The sequence below is a fragment of the Desulfovibrio sp. TomC genome, from assembly GCF_000801335.2.
In the GTDB taxonomy this organism is placed as follows: Bacteria; Desulfobacterota; Desulfovibrionia; order Desulfovibrionales; family Desulfovibrionaceae; genus Solidesulfovibrio.
In genome coordinates this window covers 1-18,446 of sequence record NZ_JSEH01000033.1, presented here as the reverse complement: position 1 = coordinate 18,446, position 18,446 = coordinate 1, and the positions used below count along the sequence as shown (strand labels likewise).

22 protein-coding genes are annotated in these 18,446 nt (G+C 59.6%); 5 read left to right on the top strand and 17 right to left on the bottom strand.

Features of this window, described 5'->3' with window-relative positions:
* Positions 1–116: 116 nt before the first annotated feature.
* The 4 genes from NY78_RS20405 to NY78_RS20390 are packed head-to-tail and all read right to left on the bottom strand — an operon-like array spanning position 117 to position 4,991.
* Positions 117–2,309, bottom strand: coding sequence for a zincin-like metallopeptidase domain-containing protein (locus tag NY78_RS20405; protein ID WP_082140132.1), 2,193 nt, complete (start codon positions 2,307–2,309; stop codon positions 117–119).
* Positions 2,299–2,487, bottom strand: a complete 189-nt coding sequence (locus NY78_RS20400) for a hypothetical protein (RefSeq protein WP_043640380.1) — start codon at positions 2,485–2,487, stop codon at positions 2,299–2,301. The genes NY78_RS20405 and NY78_RS20400 overlap by 11 nt, the downstream gene beginning before the upstream one ends.
* Before the next feature lies 1 nt (position 2,488).
* Positions 2,489–3,004: a conjugative transfer signal peptidase TraF gene (gene traF / locus NY78_RS20395; RefSeq protein ID WP_231584058.1), complete on the bottom strand. Its 516-nt coding sequence runs from the start codon at positions 3,002–3,004 to the stop codon at positions 2,489–2,491.
* Positions 2,991–4,991 carry a type IV secretory system conjugative DNA transfer family protein gene (locus tag NY78_RS20390; RefSeq protein ID WP_043640373.1) on the bottom strand — a complete coding sequence of 667 codons (2,001 nt, stop codon included), beginning with the start codon at positions 4,989–4,991 and terminating at the stop codon, positions 2,991–2,993. Before NY78_RS20390 ends, traF begins: the two co-directional genes overlap by 14 nt.
* A gap of 94 nt (positions 4,992–5,085) precedes the next feature.
* On the opposite strand from NY78_RS20390, the gene NY78_RS22920 reads away from it, so the two are divergent.
* On the top strand, positions 5,086–5,319 hold the full coding sequence (locus NY78_RS22920; protein ID WP_053062286.1) for a type II toxin-antitoxin system HicB family antitoxin: 234 nt from the start codon (positions 5,086–5,088) through the stop codon (positions 5,317–5,319).
* Positions 5,320–5,332: 13 nt separating this feature from the next.
* On the opposite strand, the gene NY78_RS20380 is transcribed toward NY78_RS22920, so the two are convergent.
* From NY78_RS20380 to NY78_RS23295, 13 genes are read right to left on the bottom strand one after another with little or no spacing between them, the layout of a single operon-like run.
* Positions 5,333–6,577, bottom strand: coding sequence for a TrbI/VirB10 family protein (locus NY78_RS20380; RefSeq protein WP_043640370.1), 1,245 nt, complete (start codon positions 6,575–6,577; stop codon positions 5,333–5,335).
* Positions 6,578–6,601: 24 nt separating this feature from the next.
* Positions 6,602–7,084 (bottom strand): hypothetical protein, encoded by a 483-nt coding sequence (locus tag NY78_RS20375; RefSeq protein WP_043640367.1) that lies wholly within the window; start codon positions 7,082–7,084, stop codon positions 6,602–6,604.
* Positions 7,084–8,061 (bottom strand): P-type conjugative transfer protein TrbG, encoded by a 978-nt coding sequence (gene trbG / locus NY78_RS20370; RefSeq protein WP_053062285.1) that lies wholly within the window; start codon positions 8,059–8,061, stop codon positions 7,084–7,086. The genes NY78_RS20375 and trbG overlap by 1 nt, the downstream gene beginning before the upstream one ends.
* Before the next feature lie 26 nt (positions 8,062–8,087).
* Positions 8,088–8,795, bottom strand: coding sequence for a type IV secretion system protein (locus NY78_RS20365; RefSeq protein WP_047960316.1), 708 nt, complete (start codon positions 8,793–8,795; stop codon positions 8,088–8,090).
* Positions 8,779–9,963, bottom strand: coding sequence for a P-type conjugative transfer protein TrbL (gene trbL, locus NY78_RS20360; protein ID WP_043640364.1), 1,185 nt, complete (start codon positions 9,961–9,963; stop codon positions 8,779–8,781). The genes NY78_RS20365 and trbL overlap by 17 nt, the downstream gene beginning before the upstream one ends.
* A gap of 18 nt (positions 9,964–9,981) precedes the next feature.
* The gene (trbJ, locus tag NY78_RS23300; RefSeq protein ID WP_053062284.1) at positions 9,982–10,803 is read right to left on the bottom strand and encodes a P-type conjugative transfer protein TrbJ; all 822 of its coding nucleotides are present in this window, start codon (positions 10,801–10,803) and stop codon (positions 9,982–9,984) included.
* 2 nt (positions 10,804–10,805) lie between these two features.
* Positions 10,806–13,220: a TraG/VirB4 family ATPase gene (locus tag NY78_RS20350; protein ID WP_331428934.1), complete on the bottom strand. Its 2,415-nt coding sequence runs from the start codon at positions 13,218–13,220 to the stop codon at positions 10,806–10,808.
* Entirely contained in the window at positions 13,217–13,492 is a 276-nt protein-coding gene (gene trbD / locus NY78_RS25335; RefSeq protein ID WP_043640358.1) for a conjugal transfer protein TrbD, read from the bottom strand. Before trbD ends, NY78_RS20350 begins: the two co-directional genes overlap by 4 nt.
* Positions 13,493–13,507: 15 nt before the next feature.
* Positions 13,508–13,822, bottom strand: a complete 315-nt coding sequence (locus NY78_RS20340; protein WP_043640355.1) for a TrbC/VirB2 family protein — start codon at positions 13,820–13,822, stop codon at positions 13,508–13,510.
* Entirely contained in the window at positions 13,816–14,748 is a 933-nt protein-coding gene (gene trbB / locus NY78_RS20335) for a P-type conjugative transfer ATPase TrbB (protein ID WP_043640352.1), read from the bottom strand. The genes NY78_RS20340 and trbB overlap by 7 nt, the downstream gene beginning before the upstream one ends.
* 2 nt (positions 14,749–14,750) lie before the next feature.
* The gene (locus NY78_RS20330; RefSeq protein WP_043640349.1) at positions 14,751–15,188 is read right to left on the bottom strand and encodes a hypothetical protein; all 438 of its coding nucleotides are present in this window, start codon (positions 15,186–15,188) and stop codon (positions 14,751–14,753) included.
* A 9-nt stretch (positions 15,189–15,197) separates the two neighbouring features.
* Complete coding sequence (locus NY78_RS20325; protein ID WP_043640346.1) at positions 15,198–15,923, bottom strand: nucleotide-binding protein; 726 nt, start codon at positions 15,921–15,923, stop codon at positions 15,198–15,200.
* A gap of 12 nt (positions 15,924–15,935) precedes the next feature.
* Positions 15,936–16,259 carry a TraK family protein gene (locus tag NY78_RS23295; RefSeq protein WP_053062283.1) on the bottom strand — a complete coding sequence of 108 codons (324 nt, stop codon included), beginning with the start codon at positions 16,257–16,259 and terminating at the stop codon, positions 15,936–15,938.
* A 361-nt stretch (positions 16,260–16,620) separates the two neighbouring features.
* On the opposite strand from NY78_RS23295, the gene NY78_RS20310 reads away from it, so the two are divergent.
* From NY78_RS20310 to NY78_RS20300, 4 genes are all read left to right on the top strand, one after another.
* A complete protein-coding gene (locus tag NY78_RS20310) occupies positions 16,621–16,905 on the top strand; it encodes a hypothetical protein (RefSeq protein WP_043640340.1) in 285 nt (94 codons plus the stop codon).
* Between the two features lie 70 nt (positions 16,906–16,975).
* Positions 16,976–17,167 carry a hypothetical protein gene (locus NY78_RS24915; protein ID WP_156181028.1) on the top strand — a complete coding sequence of 64 codons (192 nt, stop codon included), beginning with the start codon at positions 16,976–16,978 and terminating at the stop codon, positions 17,165–17,167.
* A 241-nt stretch (positions 17,168–17,408) separates the two neighbouring features.
* Positions 17,409–17,687 (top strand): type II toxin-antitoxin system TacA family antitoxin, encoded by a 279-nt coding sequence (locus tag NY78_RS20305; RefSeq protein WP_024825172.1) that lies wholly within the window; start codon positions 17,409–17,411, stop codon positions 17,685–17,687.
* Between the two features lie 86 nt (positions 17,688–17,773).
* Positions 17,774–18,211, top strand: a complete 438-nt coding sequence (locus NY78_RS20300; protein ID WP_231584057.1) for a GNAT family N-acetyltransferase — start codon at positions 17,774–17,776, stop codon at positions 18,209–18,211.
* Positions 18,212–18,446: the final 235 nt, after the last annotated feature.

Sequence of the window (18,446 nt, the reverse complement as noted above, 5' to 3'; positions counted from 1 at the left end):
GGGTAGGACTCTCATGTGACCGCATGTATAATTTCTGTACATTGCCGAGTAGAATCGACACGAATTGAGAGTTATTTCAAGCGAAGAGACGGGCAGCGAGACAGCTGGATAAGAAGTTAATTTATCGAATTTTGTCCGTACATTGAGCGATTTGTCAGGAACATTCGATGGCTTGCGCCTTGTCCCTGTCCCGCCCGTGCCTCCCTCCTTTCTCGGCAAAGTCTTTCGATCACCGGCTCCACATAGCTTTTAACTCGCTTCAGCCCGCAGGCTGCATGGAGATCGTTGAAATCCGTCAATTGCCGCGCCTTCTCCTGGTCAGTGAACATTGGAACGATGACACGCCCCCCTACGGCCTTGGCCGCTAGCAAAGCCTTCTCCTCCCCCACGTTCGGAGACAAAGTGTGATCGTTATCCGCCAGGATGATAGTTGGGGCATCCGGGAACTTCTCTCGTAGCGCCACCGCCACAGACTCCAGGTTCCCTGCATCAAAGGCGGCCACCACCGGCTTGCCTGTGGCCAAATGCACGCTGGCTGCTGTGGCATAGCCCTCGGCGATGAGGATCACGTCCTGGCCGAGGCTTCCCTCGGGATCAATGGGAAAGAAGGTACCTTTCTTGCAGCTTCCGGCCTCGAACTGTTTCCCATCCAGGGAAATCGTCTGGAGCGTATGGATGAAACCGGAGGTATCATACCCCGGCACGAGCAAGTTTCCGTTTTCGTCCTCCCTGACGCCGATGCCAGGCACGCCTTTCTTGGCCAGATAGGCCTGCTCCGGCCCGGCCTCCTTGGCGTTTATAAACTTGGCGTACGCCCGTTTGGATGCTTTTCCCTGCTGCGCGCGTCGTTCAAGCTCCTGCTGGGCACGGCGTTTTTCCCCCTCGACCCTGAGAGCCGCCTTCTGCTCGTCAGAGAGGACGTGCCCAGTCGCTTTCCAGTTTACCTTCTCACCGGTCTTGTGGTTCTGGATAAACCCGGCCGGAATGCCGTCCAGGTAGCCCACATAGGCTCCGCCCAACTTGCCAGCTGTCCCGTCCAGAAGCGGCGTCCGATGAATCTTCCCGTCCATGATCGGTTGCTGGCCGCCAAGGTCGAGGCCGACCGCCTTGAGCGCCTGTGCGAATTCGGCCTGGGGCGGCATGGTGGGGGCGACCTCCGGCGTTTTTTCCAGCAACCAAGCCTTGAGTTTGGCCATGTCCGCGCCTTCGGGTGCGTACCAAAGCTTGGCCTTGGGGGCCCATTTAGCCCCGGCAGCTTTGGCTCGACCTTTCTCCCGGTAGGGCACCGTCAGGAAGACCTTTCGATCGGCAGGCTCCCTGATGACTTCCTGTTCGGAACTTTGCACATCCAACGGCGCGCGGGCTGCGACTTCCTCTCCGCGCACTTGGGCCATGTCTTGGCGGTGTTCCTGCTTTTGTTCCATAGTGATCACGTAGTGTTTGATTTTTTCCGCGTCTCGGCAGGCTCGGACGATTTCAAAGGGGTCTTTTTCAAGCGCCTTGATCCAGGAATCCACGTAGGCCAGATGCTGGCCCGGATCATGGCCGATGCCCAGGTCCTGGCCAAACATCCAAGAGGCGATTTCCGCCCGGAGTTCTTCCCGGGCGTAGACTTCGGAGCCAAACGGACCAAATTCTCTGGCCAAGCGCGAGACATGTCCGGTCCAGTGCCCAAGCTCGTGCAAGGCCGTGGCGTAATAGGCATCCTGGGCGATGAAGTGGTCTTTGGGCGGCAGACAGATTTCGTCCGCGTGTGGGCTATAAAAGGCCCGGTTGCGCTGGTTGTGCTTGATGACCGCGCCGGAGTTGACGAGGATGGCCTCGGCTTTTTCGTTCGGGTTCCAGGGCGGCACCAGAGACGATTTGTCCAGGGGAGGAATCTCGCCGGCAAGCTGGCTCACATGGAAGACCGATGAAAAACGGACAATGGGCCGGGTCAGCTCGACCTTCTCCATGACCTGATTGCCTTCGCCGTCCAGGACCGGCTTGCCATCGTCGTCCCGGGCCGCTTCTTCCTTGGAGAATTGCCAGTAGACGATGGTTTCGGCTTTCTCCCCCTTCCGGACGCGACAATCCAGGGTGTTGGCCTGCCGCAGCGTCATCCAGCGCGGGTCATCGAAGCTATACCGGGAGAGCATGACCCGGTTGATACCGCTGTAAACCGTGCCGGAAACCGGATTCATGGGCGGAAAGACCTCGCCGGGCTGCCAGGGCTTTTGCCAGGGGGCCACACCGCGCCTCAGGTCTTCGATGATCTTCTCGGCAAACTCCTCATGGAAGGGTTTGCGATTTTTCTTGTCATCGGCCATGGCCGGCCTCCGTAGCGTCCCCCTCGGGATCGTCCAGATCATCAAGGCCAACGGCCGTTTCTTCGAAAGCGCCCATGAAGTCCGCCACGTCGGGATCGACTGGAATGCCGAGATCAGGGAGTTCCGTGGCCTGGGCGTCCACCACATTCGCCGCCGCCATGAGAGTGTTCTTGTCCATGTCATTCTCCTTTGGGGTCCAAAAGAAATACAGGCTCGACCTTTTGCAGGGTGGCAATGGGGACCAACCCAAAATACCGCCCGTCGAAGCCGCCGGGATGCCGGTCGGAAAGTACCAGCACCAGACCATCCGGGATCGTCCTCGATTTTAAGCTCTTGGCGTCAGGCATCGGTCGGTCATGCCCATCCCGGTAAACAGCCCGGCTTTGGGGCCATAACCGGCCATTGATCGCGATGCCGCCCTGGCTGATTTCAAGCCGATCACCGGGTATGCCGGCGACGCGCTTAAGCAGGGGTTCCAGGCCATTGGGACAGGAACCGGGGCGCAGGTAGCCCCGATCCAGAGCCAAATTGGCGAAATCACCTTCCTCCAGACAGAAGCTGACCAGATCGTCGCGCTCCAGAAGGCCGGGGATAAGGCGATAAACGCCTCGGGGCATTGAGGCCGTGGCGTTAACCCGCAGGCTGAAGATCCAAAAGAGGCCCAAGGCAGCCAGCGTCAGGCTACATACGCTCAAGATAACTCTCATACCCTTTGTCTTTGTCCGGCTCGGCAGCGGCCGTGTCGTGCTCGGGCTTATCAACCGGTGGCATGGCAATTTCGCGGTTGAGGGAGTCTGAAAGCTGAGGCGGTTTGATGCCTGCACGGCGGGAGAAAACTGGGTCCAAAAAGTAGAGAATCTGCCGGCCATAGATGGGCGGCCGGCCGGCGCAAAAAAGCAGCATGTCGCCCGGGGCGACGACCTTGCCTGCGGCATCCTTTTGGGGACCGGGCAGGCGCATGCACTCGTCTTCGGTCAACAGCGGCCGGGCGGTTTCCGAGACGCTCACCGAGGCGTTCTTAAGCGATCCGCTGCGGGAGCCTGAAAGCGAGGTTCTCTTCTCCACCACAGTGGTCTTGCCGGTCATGGCGGAAAGCACCTGAGCGGTCTCGATGGTGTTGGGGGCATAGGCCACGCGGATATGGCAGTTGGCCATAAGCCCGTTGTCCTTGCCGTAAACGGCGCTTAACTGCACGATATCCTGAACGATGAAATAGCCCTTGATGCCGTAGCCGGCCATGTAGGCGATGGCCCGTTCGATGCTGTCGAGACGACCCAGGGCGGTGAACTCATCCAGAAGCAGCAGGAGTCTATGCTTCGGAGCCACGCCTTCGGACTTCTCGCCGAAGTCCATGCGAGCCGTGCCCCGGCTGAGAAGCAGGTTCACAACAATGCGGATGAGTGGGCGTAGACGGTCGATGTCCGCCGGGCTGATGACCAGATAGAGGCTTACGGGCTTTTCATGGTGCATGAGGTCGGCCAAGCGGAAATCCGAGTGGCCGATGTTCCGGGCCACCACCGGGTCGCGGTACAGCGCCAGGTTGGCCACGGCCGTGGAGACCACGCCGGACAGTTCGTTGTCGGCCTTGTTGAGAATCTCCCGGGCGGCCGAGGCGATGAAGGCGTGCAGGTCCTGGCCCTGGTGCCCGTCGGGAAAAATCGTATCCAGCAAGGCGGCGTGATCGGTGTCCAGCATTTCTTGGAACAGCTCGCGGACGCCCCGATGGGCGTCGGCCAGCGTGCGGGAAAGGTCAAAAAGCGTTGCCGTGCGCTGCTCCTTATGCCTGACCATGACCAGAGCGTGGAGCAGCGTCCCGCCGAGAAAAGCGAAAGCCGCCTTGTTCCAATAGTCGGCCAGCCCCTTGCCTTGTGGGTCCAGGATCATGCCGACGAGATTTTGAGCGTCGGGAATGGCGTGGATGGTCTCCAGGCGGATTTCTTCCAGGGGATTGAAGCAGGCCGAAGCACCCGTGGCGTCGGAGGGATCGAACTTGAGCACCGTATGGCCGATGGATTTCCGGTACCCGGCGGTAAGGCTCCAGTTCTCGCCTTTTATGTCGAAGACCACAGTGGAGTCTGACCAGGAAAGCAGCGTGGGCAGGATGAGTCCCACGCCCTTGCCGGACCTGGTCGGCGCGAAACACAGAATGTGCTCCGGCCCGCTATGACGCAGATAGAGCTGCACGGATGCCGGCTTTCCGACAAGGGAGCGCCCCAGGGCGGGCAAACCTCGAAAGGCCTTGATCCAACCCCCGACATAGACGCCCTGGCCGCCAAAGAGTCCCATGGACTGGATGTCGGTCTCATCGGCCCAACGGGCCGATCCGTGTAGATCGTCGCGGCCTTCGCTCAGGCGCAGGCGACCAAGCCAAAGGCCAAATACCAGAAGTTGGGGGAGAATGAAGACGGCCTGGGCGATAGCCAGCGACTTCTGGATGTGGCCGTGCCGGTCCGCGATATGTTCCTGCCAGTCGAAGATTTTCCAGGGGAGATACCAGGAAACCTCGAAGGCCCTGACCAAGGGAGTCCCCAGAGCGGGCTGAAAACCATAAAGAAAGGCCACGCGCTGGGTGGCGACGGACATGGCGACCGTGGCCAGGACGGCCACGAAGACAAGATACGGCCAACGGGAACGACGCTGGCGTCTGGCCTTCCCGAGACCGTATGTCCGGTCAGCAGGCACCGATACTCCCCTTTGGCTTTATTGCCGGCCTGATTCTCCTCCTTGACGCAACCGCATGGAGCCGTTCTATAAGTGCTCCCAAGGAAGCAATGCTATGAACATTATGACGTATAAAGGGCATCAGGGGCGGTGCGAGTACGACCAGGACGCAGGCATATTTCACGGTGAGGTCATGCATCTGGCGGATGTCATCACCTTCCAGGGACGCACCCTTGACGAACTCAAAGAAGCCTTGGCGGATTCCGTCGAGGATTATCTGGAGTTCTGCGCCCTGAAGGGCAAAACGCCTGAAGTTCCCCCGCAGGCCGGGAACACCGACGCCTGCTGACTGCTTGCGCAGCCTACCGAAGGGACTCATACGGGGCCTTCATGACCATGTCCTTGGTCACGATGATGTTGAACTGGTAGCCAGGTCGGATTTCCAGCGTCGGCTTGATGTTGAGGTTTTTCTCCAGAAGCTTGGTGGTGGTTTGGCCAAGCTGGCTGGACAGGGCCGAGGCCATCTCATCCTGCATGGAAGGGACGTTGCTTGAGGTGTTCCCCTTCACATTGAGGGAGTCCATGGCGAAGGCGTTGCCGCCGGAGATGAGCGACATGAGCACGGCGGAGCCGAACACACGGAGATAGTGGTTGTTCACTTCGTCGTTGAAGCCGGCGTAACCGCTCATGTCCGCGCCGGGCATGGCGCCCAAGGTGATCGCCGAGCCGTCCGGGAAGATAATCCGGCTCCAGGCCACGAGCACTCGCGACTGACCGTAGATGATCCGGGAGTCATAGACGCCAAAAAGCTTCGCGCCCTGGGGGATGATCAGATTGCGGCCCGTGGCCGTATCGAAAACATTCTGGCTGACCTGGGCGATGATCGAGCCGGGCAGATCGGAATTGATGCCCGTGATCATGACGCCAGGGATGACCGTGCCGGTTTTGACTTCAAAGGGTTGCCCGGGCGTGCGCGTGCCCGGAAGCGTCCATTCCTTGTCCGCTCCCCCTTGCTGCTTGGCGCGGCTGAAAAACGCTTCCTTGTCCTTGTCGGCCGCCGGGTTGTAGTCGCCGGGTGCGAGCCCGGCGAGGCTTGCCGCCAGTCCCTTTGCCCCGTCCCCTGTCTCCTGCTGCCGGCCCTCCGGGGCGTCCGTTCCTGGGTTCGCTTGTGCGGCCGGCTGCCGAGTCTGCTCCCCTTTCTTGGCACTCAGCGGAGAAGACAGCGCACTGAGCTGGGCTTGCAGCTTGTAGCGACGAAGCTGCTCCTGTTCCCGCCGCCAGGCCTCGGCCTGGTCGTTTTTCTTTGGCGCAACGACGACAATCGGCTTTTGGGGTTCAAGAATTGCCGGGGTCTTTTCCTTGGAAGGCGAAACCGCCAGCCCCGGCCCAACGTCCCCGGAGAGCAACGGCTTGTCCGAGGCAACCTCTGAGGCCAGTTTCGCGTCATCCTTTTTCCGGCGTTCAGAGAAGTTGACCGAATAGATCAGGACCGCCGCCAGCACGAGGCCGGCAAGGAGGACCAGGATGAGCGGTTTTTTGCTCATCCTGGCCACGGCCAGGCCGGCGGCTCCCGGGGGCGTGAATTCGTTGGGGCTATTGTCGGACATGGTATTTCCGATGGTTGCGGGAGGCTATTGCGGGAGCACCTTGCCCACCGAGACATTCTCGGATTCCGACGAAGCCCTTTTCTCGGGGGATGCCATCTGCACCATGCCACCATCGGGTTTGGTGTCGGGACCAAGGGCGTAGACCCTGGAGAAGGAAAACCCGTCCGAAGTCTTGACGTGCAGATACCAGACGTTCGGCTCGTCCTTGATAGCGTCGAGGGTGTAGGCCACGGACAAGATGCCCGATCCGCCGGACGCTTCCAGGCGAAACCCGCGCTCCCGAAGCCGGGATTCCAGGGCCGTGTCGAAATGGCCGCGCCGGGCCTGCTCCAGGTGTAAGGCGGTCACTCCGGGCGGATACTCGGCAGCGATTTTGCCCGCCGCATCCTCGGCAATGATAGCCTCCTGCTTTGGCGTGACTCCCTCGGCGCTGAATGATCCGATGTGCCTGGGGGCGCAGCCAGCCAGCAAAAGGCCCAGCCAGAGATATATAAAGTAGATGCGCATCAGCTTTTCTCCCGTGTGATTTCGATTTTCTCCTGATCGCTGCCGACGCCGACAATGAGAAGAACCCGGTCGAAGAGGCCGTCCATGACCATGGTCCGTTCCTTCACCCGGTAGTTGACCAGCACGTTGCCCGAGGCTTTCCGCACCAGCAGGATCGGCATTTCCCCGGTAGCCGTGGAATCAGGAAGGCGGATGAAGGTCTGGCGGCCGTCGTCGTAAACCTGGGTCGGCTTCCAGGCGGCCCGACCCTTGAGGCCGTAACCGAAGTGGAGTTTGCTGAGGTCCATGTCCTGGCCGCCGACTACGGCCGTTCGCCAGAGCTTCTCCTTGGCGTCCTTGGCCGCCTGCTCCTTGAAATGGCGGACATGATCTTCCTGGTAGGTGAAGCCGATGTAGGGCGTATGGCCGGAACGCTGGGAAACCAGACGCAGGTGATAGACCCGGCGGTTAGTGGTGACCACGGCGGAGGTTTCCAGCCCTGCATCCACCGGCTTGATGAGCAGATGGACGGATTCGGCCTCGCCCGAGCCGGACTTACTCACATCCACCAGCCAGCGGGCCGAGTCGCCGACCACGACCTCGTTGAGCGTTTCGCCCGGCTGCAATTCCACGTCGCAGACCTGAAACGGCGAGGCGATGACCGTCGGCAGGCTCGCCCCATGCACGTAAAGCACCCGGCCATTGCCGTCGCGGCTTGGGGTCACGGACTTGGCCGCCCAGTCTTCGGCCAGCTCCAAGGCCTTGCGTTCCTTGGCCGTGAGCTTAACCGGCTTGTCGCTAATGTAATCGGGCATGGGTGGAGGCGGACCCGGCAGGTCCGCAACACCCGCGCCGTCTTCCGGAAGTTGTCGTTCAAGCGGCACATCCACGGTCTTTCGCGCCTGGGCCAGGGTGACCTTGTCGCGGCCATCCTGGGCCAGGGCCGTCTGCCCGTGAAGGCAGAGCAAACAGGCCAAGATCGCTATTTCCCTTCGCATAGGATTTCCTCCCTCCCAACCAACGATTATTTGTCGGACGCGCCTTCCAGCACTCTGGAAAATGACAGGCCCGTGATGGCGATGCCGCCGGGGTTCTTGATCACCTGGGCATCGGTGGCGGCTGGCTGCAACTGAACGGTCAGGGTGGCCTCAAAAGTCTGGGGTTCGACGAGCACGGCCCCGGTGTGGCCGCGCACGGTTTCCGTCCATTCCACCCGCCAGGAGTCCTGGCTGACCGGCAGCGGCAAGCCTTTAATGGAAACCTGGACCAGCTTGCCTTCCTTGGCCCGGTCAAAGGGGTTGTTGGCCTCGTACCATTGGCGCATCTGGCCTTTGGCTGATCCGGCCATGAAGTAGGACAGGCGCTCGACCATCTTTTTTTGCAGATCCAGGTCAGCGGTCACGGTGCGCCAGTTCATGATCACGTTGGCCAACTCCGCCTGGATCAGGCGCTTCGGTGCCGGCGAGGCCAGATCGGCCCGGGAGACGGCGGCGGCCTGCCCGATCCGGTCCACCTCGACGATGTAAGGCACCACCTTGTACTGGGCGGCCATGATCACGTTGGCTGCAATCGAGGCTGCTGCCAGCAGCAGGCAGAAAACGGCCATCATGCGCCATTGGGCCGCCCGCTGGATGTAATTGCCGTAGCGTTCCAGCCATTCTTCCCGCCCATTCAAGTAGGGATTTTGGCCAGGAGCAGCGGCCAGGGTCTGGACGCTATTCTGGTTTGGCATCGGCGCTTTCCTCCCGCATGGAGTTTTCCATCTTCTTGGCCTGGAGCCGCGATTCCATCTTGCTGCGTAAACGCAGCGCATGGCTGGCCCGGGGGTGTTCGGCCTTGGTTTGCTGATGGGCACTATAAAGGCTCTGGGCCATGTGGCCGACTTTGCCGAGGCCACTGGCTCCACTTTCCGTGGCCAGTTGCGAAGCGGCGCGAACACTTTTCAGTCCCATGGAGGTTCCAGCGGCGGTCGCCACCGATCCGGCAGCAAAGCCGACCGCGCCGCCGAGCACCGCCCCGGCCGTGGCGGCCAGGGCATGGCCGCCCGTGACATGGGAGCCATTGATGATGCCTGCGCAGACATCCGGAATGGTTTTGACCAAGGCGAGCAGCACCACGGAAACGCCGATGACCACGAAGATGTCCTGAAGCGTGGCCTCGGAGAGTTCCATGTCAGTGATAAACGTCATGCCAAGACCGAGCAGCAGTTGCAGGACGAATAGCTTAAAGGCGACGGCCAGGGTGTAGCGCATGACGTTTACGGCGTATTCCTTGAAAAGCGATGAGCCGCCAAGCCCAAGCAGGATGACGCTGGCGTTCATGGCCACCATGGCCTCGCACTTGATCAGCAGTATCTGGGCGGTCATCAGCGCAAAGCAGATCAGCACCACCAGGGCGGCCACGACGTAGCCGATGGACTCGGCCGGCGAGGTGATGGAGACTTTATCCAGGATGACTTGGACGAGGTTGAGGCCGCTGCGTAGCGGCGCGTCCGACGCTGTCTGGGTCGTGCCCAGGGAATCGGCGGTGGAGGCCAGACCATGGATCAGGTTCCAGGACCATTCCGCATAATTGTTGATCACGGCGGCGATGAACCCGGCAAATAAAAGCGTCATGACGAACTGGCCAAGAATATCCGGGAGCTGGGAGCGTTGCAGGGCCATGCGGATGCCGAAGAGCGCGATTTCGAGCATCACGGTCCAGCGGAACAAGGCAAAGGCAAATGACTTGAGCGTTCCCGACCAAGCCGTCGTCTTGGTGTAGAATTCCTGCGCAATCTGGGAGATGGCGTCCGGTGACGGCCCGGCGGCCAACACGCTTGCCGGCAGGGCCAGCACGGCCAGGAGCGCCAGGGCGCTCACGGCGGTTGGGATCAGGAACTGATGGGACGTATTGGCCATGTCCATAACTCACAGGCGTTAGAACGGATCGGCTTTGGGGTTTTTGCCGCTGATCCCCTGGAGCTTGTCGGTCTTGGTCATCTCCTGCCACCATGTGGAGCGCAGTTCGTCCTGCTTCTCCGCCTTCATCCGGTCTTGGATGTCCGCCTGGTTGGTTGTGAGGAGCAGGGTCCGAAGCTCACGAGCTTCCTTGAGTTGCAGGGCCGCCAGTTGGTTGGCCGACTCCAGGGCCTGCATTTGGCCTTCGGGGGTGCTCAGAAGCTGGTTTATGTGGCTGTCGAAGTCCTCGGCGCTCCCCATGAGGTCATCAAGCTGCTCCCCGGTGACCTGAAAGGCGGCCTTGGAGGCACGCTGGGATTCCGAGGACCACTCTTCCAGCTTGGCCTGATACTGGGCGTTGACGGTCTTCGTCGTGCCGGTTCCGGCCTTGGCGATTCCCCTCAAGAAATCAGAATCCCCATAGATTTCCGTGAAGATGCTGCCCATGGCCGCAATGTCGCCGGCCTGAGTTTGCAGGCTCTTAGTCAGGCTGGCCAACTGCTTGAACGTACCGGTGACCTTGTTGATGAGCTGGGCCGGCAGCTTAATGGTATTTTGCACCATGTTCTGGTACTGCTTGACCTGATTGGCGACCATTTCAATCTGCTCAATGGTCTGGGTCACCGCTTCCTGATACTGGGAAACAAGGGTCTGGAGCTGAGACAGATTTGTGACCCGCTCCAGGGCCTGCGTGAACATCTCGCTGCAATTGGTACAGTAGACGACCATCGTGTTTCCGGGAGAAACGGTTGCGAGCACGAGCAACATGGCAAGGCCGCACGACATGAGGATTCTTTTCATGGTCAAGCCGCTCCTTTTTCTTGCAGCCAGAACCAAGGCCAATCCTGGCAGTGGTGACTGCAAAGTTCCTTAATCCGGGACATGCTGTCCTTGTCCGAGACCCCGACGAAGGCCAAAGTCTTTTTCTGCAAGGCGAGTTGTATGAGACGCCGCCCTGAGGGGGAGATCATGTAATAATCCCGTTTGGGGGTGGCCGTGGCCACGATTTCGATTTGCCGGGCATTGAGTCCCATGCCGGCGTACAGTTCCCGCTGGCCGTCTTGGCGGGCCGTGAGATTGGGCAGGAGAATCTTGGTGGGGCAGGATTCGACAAGTACGTCCATGATGCCGGAGCGCACCGCGTCGGAGAGGCTCTGGGTGGCCAAGACCACGGCGCAATTGGCCTTGCGCATGACCTTGAGCCACTCCCGCACCTTTTCCCGAAAAACCGGATGCCCGAGCATGATCCAGGCCTCATCAAGGATGAGGAGCGCCGGCTGTCCGGATAGGGCCTTTTCAATCCGATGAAAGAGATAGAGCAGCACGGGGATCAGATTCTTGTCCCCAAGTTGCATCAATTCCTCAATCTCGAAGACCATGAACGACGCGATGTCCAGGGCATCCGACGAGGCGTCCAGCAGATGCCCCATGGCCCCGGCCTTGGTGTACTGTTTGAGTGCTTCCTTGAGTTCCTGGTTCTGAAGCACATGCCAGAAGTCGGTCAGGGAGCGCATGGTCGGCGGGTTCTCCCGCAAGGCGTTCATGGCCGTGCGGATGGCGTTGCGATGGACCGGCAACACACGAAGCCCCTGCAACTCCGCCAGATCGGCCACCCAGCCTTCGGCCCAGCTTTGTTCCGTTCCGGAAACGTCAATGCGCTGGAGAGGAGCAAAAGCGAGTTCTGTTCTGCCGATTTCGAAATGGCTGCCGCCGGCTGCCTGGCACAGCGGGAAAAGACTCATGCCCTTGTCGAAGGCGAATATCCGGGCTTCCGGGTAGCGACGAAACTGGGCAGCGATCAGCGCCAGGAGCGTGGACTTGCCCGAACCCGTGGGACCGAAAATAAGCGTGTGGCCAAGGTCACCCTCATGGAGGTTGAACCGAAACGGCGTTGAACCGTCCGTGGTGCAGACCATGAGCGGCGGCGAGTCCGGCGGGTAAAAGGGACAGGGACAAAAGCCTTTCCCCGACCAGATGCTGGCCAGGGGGAGCAGATCGGCGAGATTGAGCGTGTTGACCAGGGGACGCCGGAGGTTGGCAAACCCGTTGCCGGGGTGGGTGCCAAGCCAGGCTTCCAGGGTGTTGATGGATTCAATGCGGCAGCCGAACCCCAGGGTCTGGATGACGCGACGAAGCTCCCGCGCCCAATCGTGCAGCGGCTCCGGGGATTCGTGCAGAAGCACGATGCAGGAAGTGAGATACCCCGCGCCCACGTACCCGGACTGCACCTCCACCAGGGCTTCGTCGGCATCCTCGGCCATGAGTTGGGCGTCCCGGTTGGCCCTGGCGCTGGGGTTGTTAAAAAACTGGTCAAAGAACCGGAATATTTGCTGCTGCCAGGTCTTGCGGTAGACCGTGATTTCCTTGGCCGCATCGAGCTGGTCCAGGCAGATGAACCGGGTGGAAAACCGATACGGCAGTTGCAGCCCATCAAGGCTGGCCAGCATGGCCGGCCAACTCTCCTGGGGCAGACTGTCGATACTGAGGACCGCGATGTGCTTTTTCCCAATGCGCGGGGCCAAGCCTCCGACCAGGTCTTCGCCGCCAAGGAGCGCATCCAGATACATGGGCGTTCGCGGCACCCGGAGGGGCTGTTCCTCGCCGGTCAGGCACTGCTGGATGTGCGAAAGGAGCGGTGAATACCGGACAGACTGATCATCTTCTTCGGCGTCGTCGAACTCCACCAGTCGCTCCAGGCGCAGCACAGCGGCCAAGGCGTCTTCCAGTTCCAGCAAGGCCTGCTCGAAAAACCGCAAGCTTTTCGCTAGAAGATTGCGCCGCCCGGTCCCGGACTGGGCGGCTCCGGCCAGCTTGGCCGCTTGCAGATTCGGCTTGTAGCTGACCGTGAGCACAGCCTTGGTGCTGTAGCAGGTGTCGCCGCTGAAAAACTGGCGGCGTTCTTCGTCGATAAGCCGGGTCACCGGATCGGGAAAATGGCTCTCTTCGGGACGCGCATAGGTGCGTTCGCGGCTGCGCAAGGCATCTACATGGAGCATCCAGCCGGAGCCGAGCAGTTTGACCGCGCTATTCACCTGGGCGGACACGAAGGCCAGTTCTTCCGGTGTGCTGGAGGCTGTGTCCTGTCCCCGGAATTCCCAGGCCGCCAGCAAGCTCCCGTCCTTGCATAGCACCACGCCGGGAGCGATCAAGGCCGCATACGGCAAAAGGTCGGGCAGCCCTTTGATCCTGGAGCGATAGTCCCGCAGCCGCAGCATCATTTTCTCCAGACGCCGGCCCGGGCCGGGTAGAAAAGCTGTTGCTTGATGTGTTTGAGCCAGACCTTGCTCATGATCGGATCGGCCTTGGCCATGCGCCGCAGGACAAAAACGGCCATGACCCAGAAGGTCAACCCCGTTACCACGGACAGAAGGCTCAAGCCCCCGATGCCGACCAGCAGGGCAATAAGCCCGCAGGTCAGCACCAGTTCCCGTTCGGCCCCCATGACATGGCTGTGCCGGTGCAGGGATTGGTGGATGGTCAAGGTGCGCATGGGCTGCTTTTCCCCTCAGATCACCGCGCCGGAGAAAGAAAACACGCTGTCTACGATGCTGGTGGCGAAGGCGATAAACGAGATGCCAAAGACCACGCCAAGAAGCAGCTTGAAGCCGCCGGTCAGGTCGTCGCGGTTGAAGATGTAGAGAATGCCGCAAAGCGCCATGGCCACGATGGAGACCCAGCGACCGGCCGGACCGGTGACCGTCTGGACCACCTTTTCCAGGGGGCTTGAGAATTCGGAAATGCCTCCCGAGGCCTGGGCCAGTTCCGGCAGAACTAGAACGAGCGCCACCAGGGGGAGATACCGAAGGGCAGGTTTCAGCATAGGTGCTCCAAATCGTAGGTGTGGGTTACGGGATCAAAGCCTTTGATGGTGGCGATGTCGGAGACGCGGCGGCCGCCCGGGGCACGCTCGATAAAGCAGATCATATCCACGGCTTCGGCGATGAGCGCCGGCATGGGCACCAGGGTTGCCTCGGCAATGAGCTGCTCCAAGCGAAGGAGGCCGGCGGCGGCGCTGCCGGCATGGACCGTGGCCACGCCGCCGGGGTGCCCGGTGTTCCAGGCCTTGAGAAGATCCAGGGCGGAACCGTCGCGGACTTCGCCGACCAGGATGCGCGTTGGCCGGTAGCGCATGGACACCTTGACCAAACGCTGGATGGGTACGCCGTCCGAACAGCGCATAAAGACGGTGTTGTCACTGGCGGATTGGAGTTCAGTCGTGTCTTCGATGACGATGAGCCGGTCACCTGGGCAGCGCCTGGAAATGCCGTCGATAATGGCGTTGACGAACGTCGTCTTGCCCGAGCCGGTTCCGCCTACCACCAAGATGTTACGCCGGGCTTCGATGGCCTTGGCAAGGATGACCGAGGCGGAAAGCGACAGGATTCCTGAAGCCACATAGTCATCCAGAGTGAAAACCCGGCTGGCCCGTTTGCGAATGGTAAACGACGGCCCGGAGACAATGGGCGGCATGAGACCCTCGAAGCGGCTGCCGTCAAGGGGCAGTTCCCCCTCCACAATAGGCCTATCCGCCGTGACCGTGGTTTCCAGGGCGCTGGCCACCAGGGAGATGATGAGCCGGCTTTGGGCCGGGGCAAGCTTCCCGCGCAAGGCCATGTCCTGGCCGAGCTTTTCGATCCACAACGTCTGGTCCGGATTGACCATGATTTCGATCACGTCCGGATCGCGGAGAGCCTCCATGATGATTGGCCCGAAATTGTGCGTGAGGCTCGCGTGCAGTCTGTCCATGGCTACCCTCGCGCCCGCAAGGCGAAAACGGTCACGTTGACCAGGGCGGAGACGGCCACGATGGCCGCAAGCCATGTGAGATTTTGCCGAAAGGTGGTTAGCGCCGCGACATGCCCCTGGAGGGTCGTCCGGATGTTTTCTACCGAGGCCTTGGAGAAGTCCTTGGCCAGTCCTTTGGTGGCCGTCAGCACCTCGGCCACGTAGCCGTCCGTTTTGTCGGCCAGCATGGCGGTGAGGGCCTTGTTGTGCCGGTCGAGGAGCTTTTCGTATTCGGCCAGAAAGGCGTTTTGCAGCGTAACCAACATGAGCACTGGATCATCCGGTGCAACCACAGTTGTATGCTTCTGGGCCAGGAGGGTTCGGACGCTTTCCAGGTCCAGACCGATGCCGTCAGGGACGGCGGGCGGAGTCTCGGCATCAATTGGGTGCTGATCATTCATGACCGATCCTCAGTAAAGACGGGCTTGATCTATTTCGGTCATAGTATCCCGCCAGAAGCTGGTCAGGCGCTGCCGGACCATGATCGGAAGAGCAGAGCCCTGGGCTTCGGTAAATGTCTGCCGTCTGGCGAAGAGTTCTTCCAGGTCACGACCGAAGGTGGTTTGTTTGCGGTGCGGCAGGGAAATGACGGCATGGAAGCTGGAAGCGCATTCGGAGTAAATCTTAAACTCCTCGAATCGCTTCCCATCAATGGCGATGTCGCCGAAGTAGCGGTTGAGCCAAACAACAATAGGCGTGGTCGGGAAATGCGAAACTAGAGATTTGAGACCGGACAGGGTGTCTAGAATGGCCTGTCCGCCGGTGACCACGGTATGGAGCATGACGGAATGGCCATGCTCTTCGAGGACTTCGAGAGCCTGGTTTTCCAGTAGATAGGACCCAAGCGGCACGAAGGAGGAAGCGCCGTTGTCCACCACGACATGGGCATCGGCGGGCAGTTCGATAATCGCATCCATAAGTTGGTCGAAACGGCGGGGATCGATGTCGTCGCCGCTCATGATGTCCAGAGCCACGGCGTCCAAAGCCTCATACCCGGCGAGGGTGGCATTGATCGGGTCTGTGTCGAAGCAATGAACCTGAAGACCTTTGCCTTGCAGGTATTGCGCGAGCAACGAAGCGACGAGGGATTTTCCAACGCCGCCTTTGCCCTGCAAGATGAAATGTATCATGGCCATAGTGTTTCCTTGCTAGATCATTTCATCGGAGGATGGGGTCTTGTTCACTGAAAATCCATGTTGTTTAAGTCCCTGTTGCTTGAAGGTCTTTTGCGTATATATCGGCACGGGGTGATGTCCGGATTGTTCTTGCCTTTCCCTGATTTCTTTGAGAAAGCGCACCATATGGTGGCAGAAGGTTGCGTAAGACATGGTAACTTTGCCTTTCTTGACCAGCGCAGCGTGAATTTTCTTGTTGTCATAGCCCTGCACCCGCATGGCATCGATCACATCCTGGCAAGCAATGAATTCGATACGTCCCATGTTTCGGGGAATGCGCTTTCTTTTTCGAGCCATGCTATGACCTCGCTGCACGGGCTTGGGGGGTCCCTTCTGGGGGAGTCAGTGAGAGGATGTTTCGAGCGGGGGAATTTCCTTGGATTATCTGACTTTTCACGCGGATAAAGGTCTCCACGCGAGGGTGCAGCCTCTGGCCAGTCTCCACTTTTTTCCTGATATTCCTGTATTGTCGTCCGGTATAGCCGAGCGCCCTGGCCACGGCCGTATGCGACCCCTTCAGGCGGAACAATAAATCAATGATTTCTTTCATGGGTTTATCCTTGGGAAGAGTTTGCAGGAATTTCCTTCTTTACACAACAGGAAATTTCAACTAGACAAGGAAGGAATTTCCGCTAGAGTCAAAGGACCGGAGGCAACCATGGAAAATTTCTCATTTCTGCTAGAGCGGTCCTTTGTGGAGCTGGTCGATAAACGTGCAGACGCCCGAGGCTGGAAAAAGGGCGAGTTTGCCAAAATGGTCTGGTCAGACGCGCCTGCCAAGGCGGCAGCGGCAAAATGGTCGGCCATGCGCGGAAAGGCGACTAACACGGGCAAACCACAAGGCGTACTTGTATCGGATGCAGAGCGTATGGCGGAAATCTTGGGGGAGGACTTGACGTACCTTCTTGCCGTAGCCAAGGAAAACGCTAGACAGCAAGCTTGACAATGTACTGCTTTGGCCGAAAGCGACAGAGGTCGTGCGTCGTGGTTGCCCCCAACGCCGAGGTAATTGTGTGCAGAAATTCGATATGCAGGAGTTTGAAGAACAGGCTCAACGATTAATCAGTCTGGCTTTGTCGAAATGCGAGATTGAGGTTGCCAATAACTGCGAGCCTCCCCCTCCTCAAAAAGCCGCGCTTTGCGCAGCTGCCGTCTCGCTACAGGAAGCGTTCAAGGCGTTTATTGTATTAGCGAAGTCAGTTTGATTCGCCTCCTCCACGCTCGCAGGATGCGGGTAACTTACACATAAACTCGCCGGAATTTCTTTCTATACGAGTGTGACTTTGGAAAGAAATTCCGGCGAATACCTTGGTCTGCGATGTCTTCATTGATTGCTTTGGCATATCCAATAATTGCGATATGTTGTCCAGTGAATCCCAACAGGCGATTGACAAACAAGAGGGAATGTGTACGCTTTGAAGGCGTACAGATTAAAGGAGGAACGCCATGCCACAACTCCCCGTCGAGGGAAACAGCCGCATGTCACTACGGATTCCGACCGAGGAGAAAGTCCTTCTGCTTCGTGCGGTTGCCCTTAAACATACGAATTTGACGGACTTCGTCATCAGCAGTGCCATGGAGGCAGCTCGTTCGGTCATCGACCAAGCGGAACGGCTCCGGCTTTCTGGACGAGACAGCCTTCTCGCACTTGATCTTCTGGAGAATCCCCCGGCTCCGAATGCCAAATTGATGGCGGCGGCGAAGGCCTTGCCAAACTTGTTATGAAAATACCGGGTTGGCATGAAGAGCCGATCAGCAAAACGCATGATCGAGAGTCCTTCGATTGTGGCGACGTTGCTCTAAATGATTTTTTGCGCCGCCACGCACGGAAAAGCCATGTCCAGGGTGGAGCCAAAACATTTCTGGCCATCAGCGATGCAGGCGGCAACAGCATCCTCGGGTTTTACAGCGTCAGCCCCGCCTCCATTGCCTACGACCGCACACCAGAACTCGTCAAACGCGGCCTTGCCCGCCATGACGTGCCGGTGTTTCGGCTGGCCCGGCTGGCTGTGGACCAATCGATTCAAGGCCGTGGCCTCGGCGGCCAACTGCTCCTTGCGGCTGGCCGGCGCTGCCTTTTGGCTGCGTCACAGGTCGGCGGCGTAGCACTTCTTATTGACGCCAAAAACACCCGCGCCGCAGCATGGTATGCCGGGTATGGAGCTGTCCCCTTCCTTGACGCGCCGTTGTCCCTTCTTCTTCCTTTCAAGACCATTCATGCCGCCCTCGTGGCGTCTGGAAAGATTTAACTGGCCGCCAAAGAGAGAAGCGGAATCGGGCAGGAGGGGGCCTCGCGGCCGCCGTCCTCCCACACCACCGAACGTTCGTTTCCGTACAACGGCGATTCACGCCGAATGTTGCACCCTGCGTAGCTGATCGAGCAGCGACACGAGTCCACAGGGATCAAAGGATTTCTTGTTGAAGGCCTCGTTCATGTGTAAGGCCCCGGCATTCCCTGCGGGCCGCGCCCGTTGGTGGTTGAGT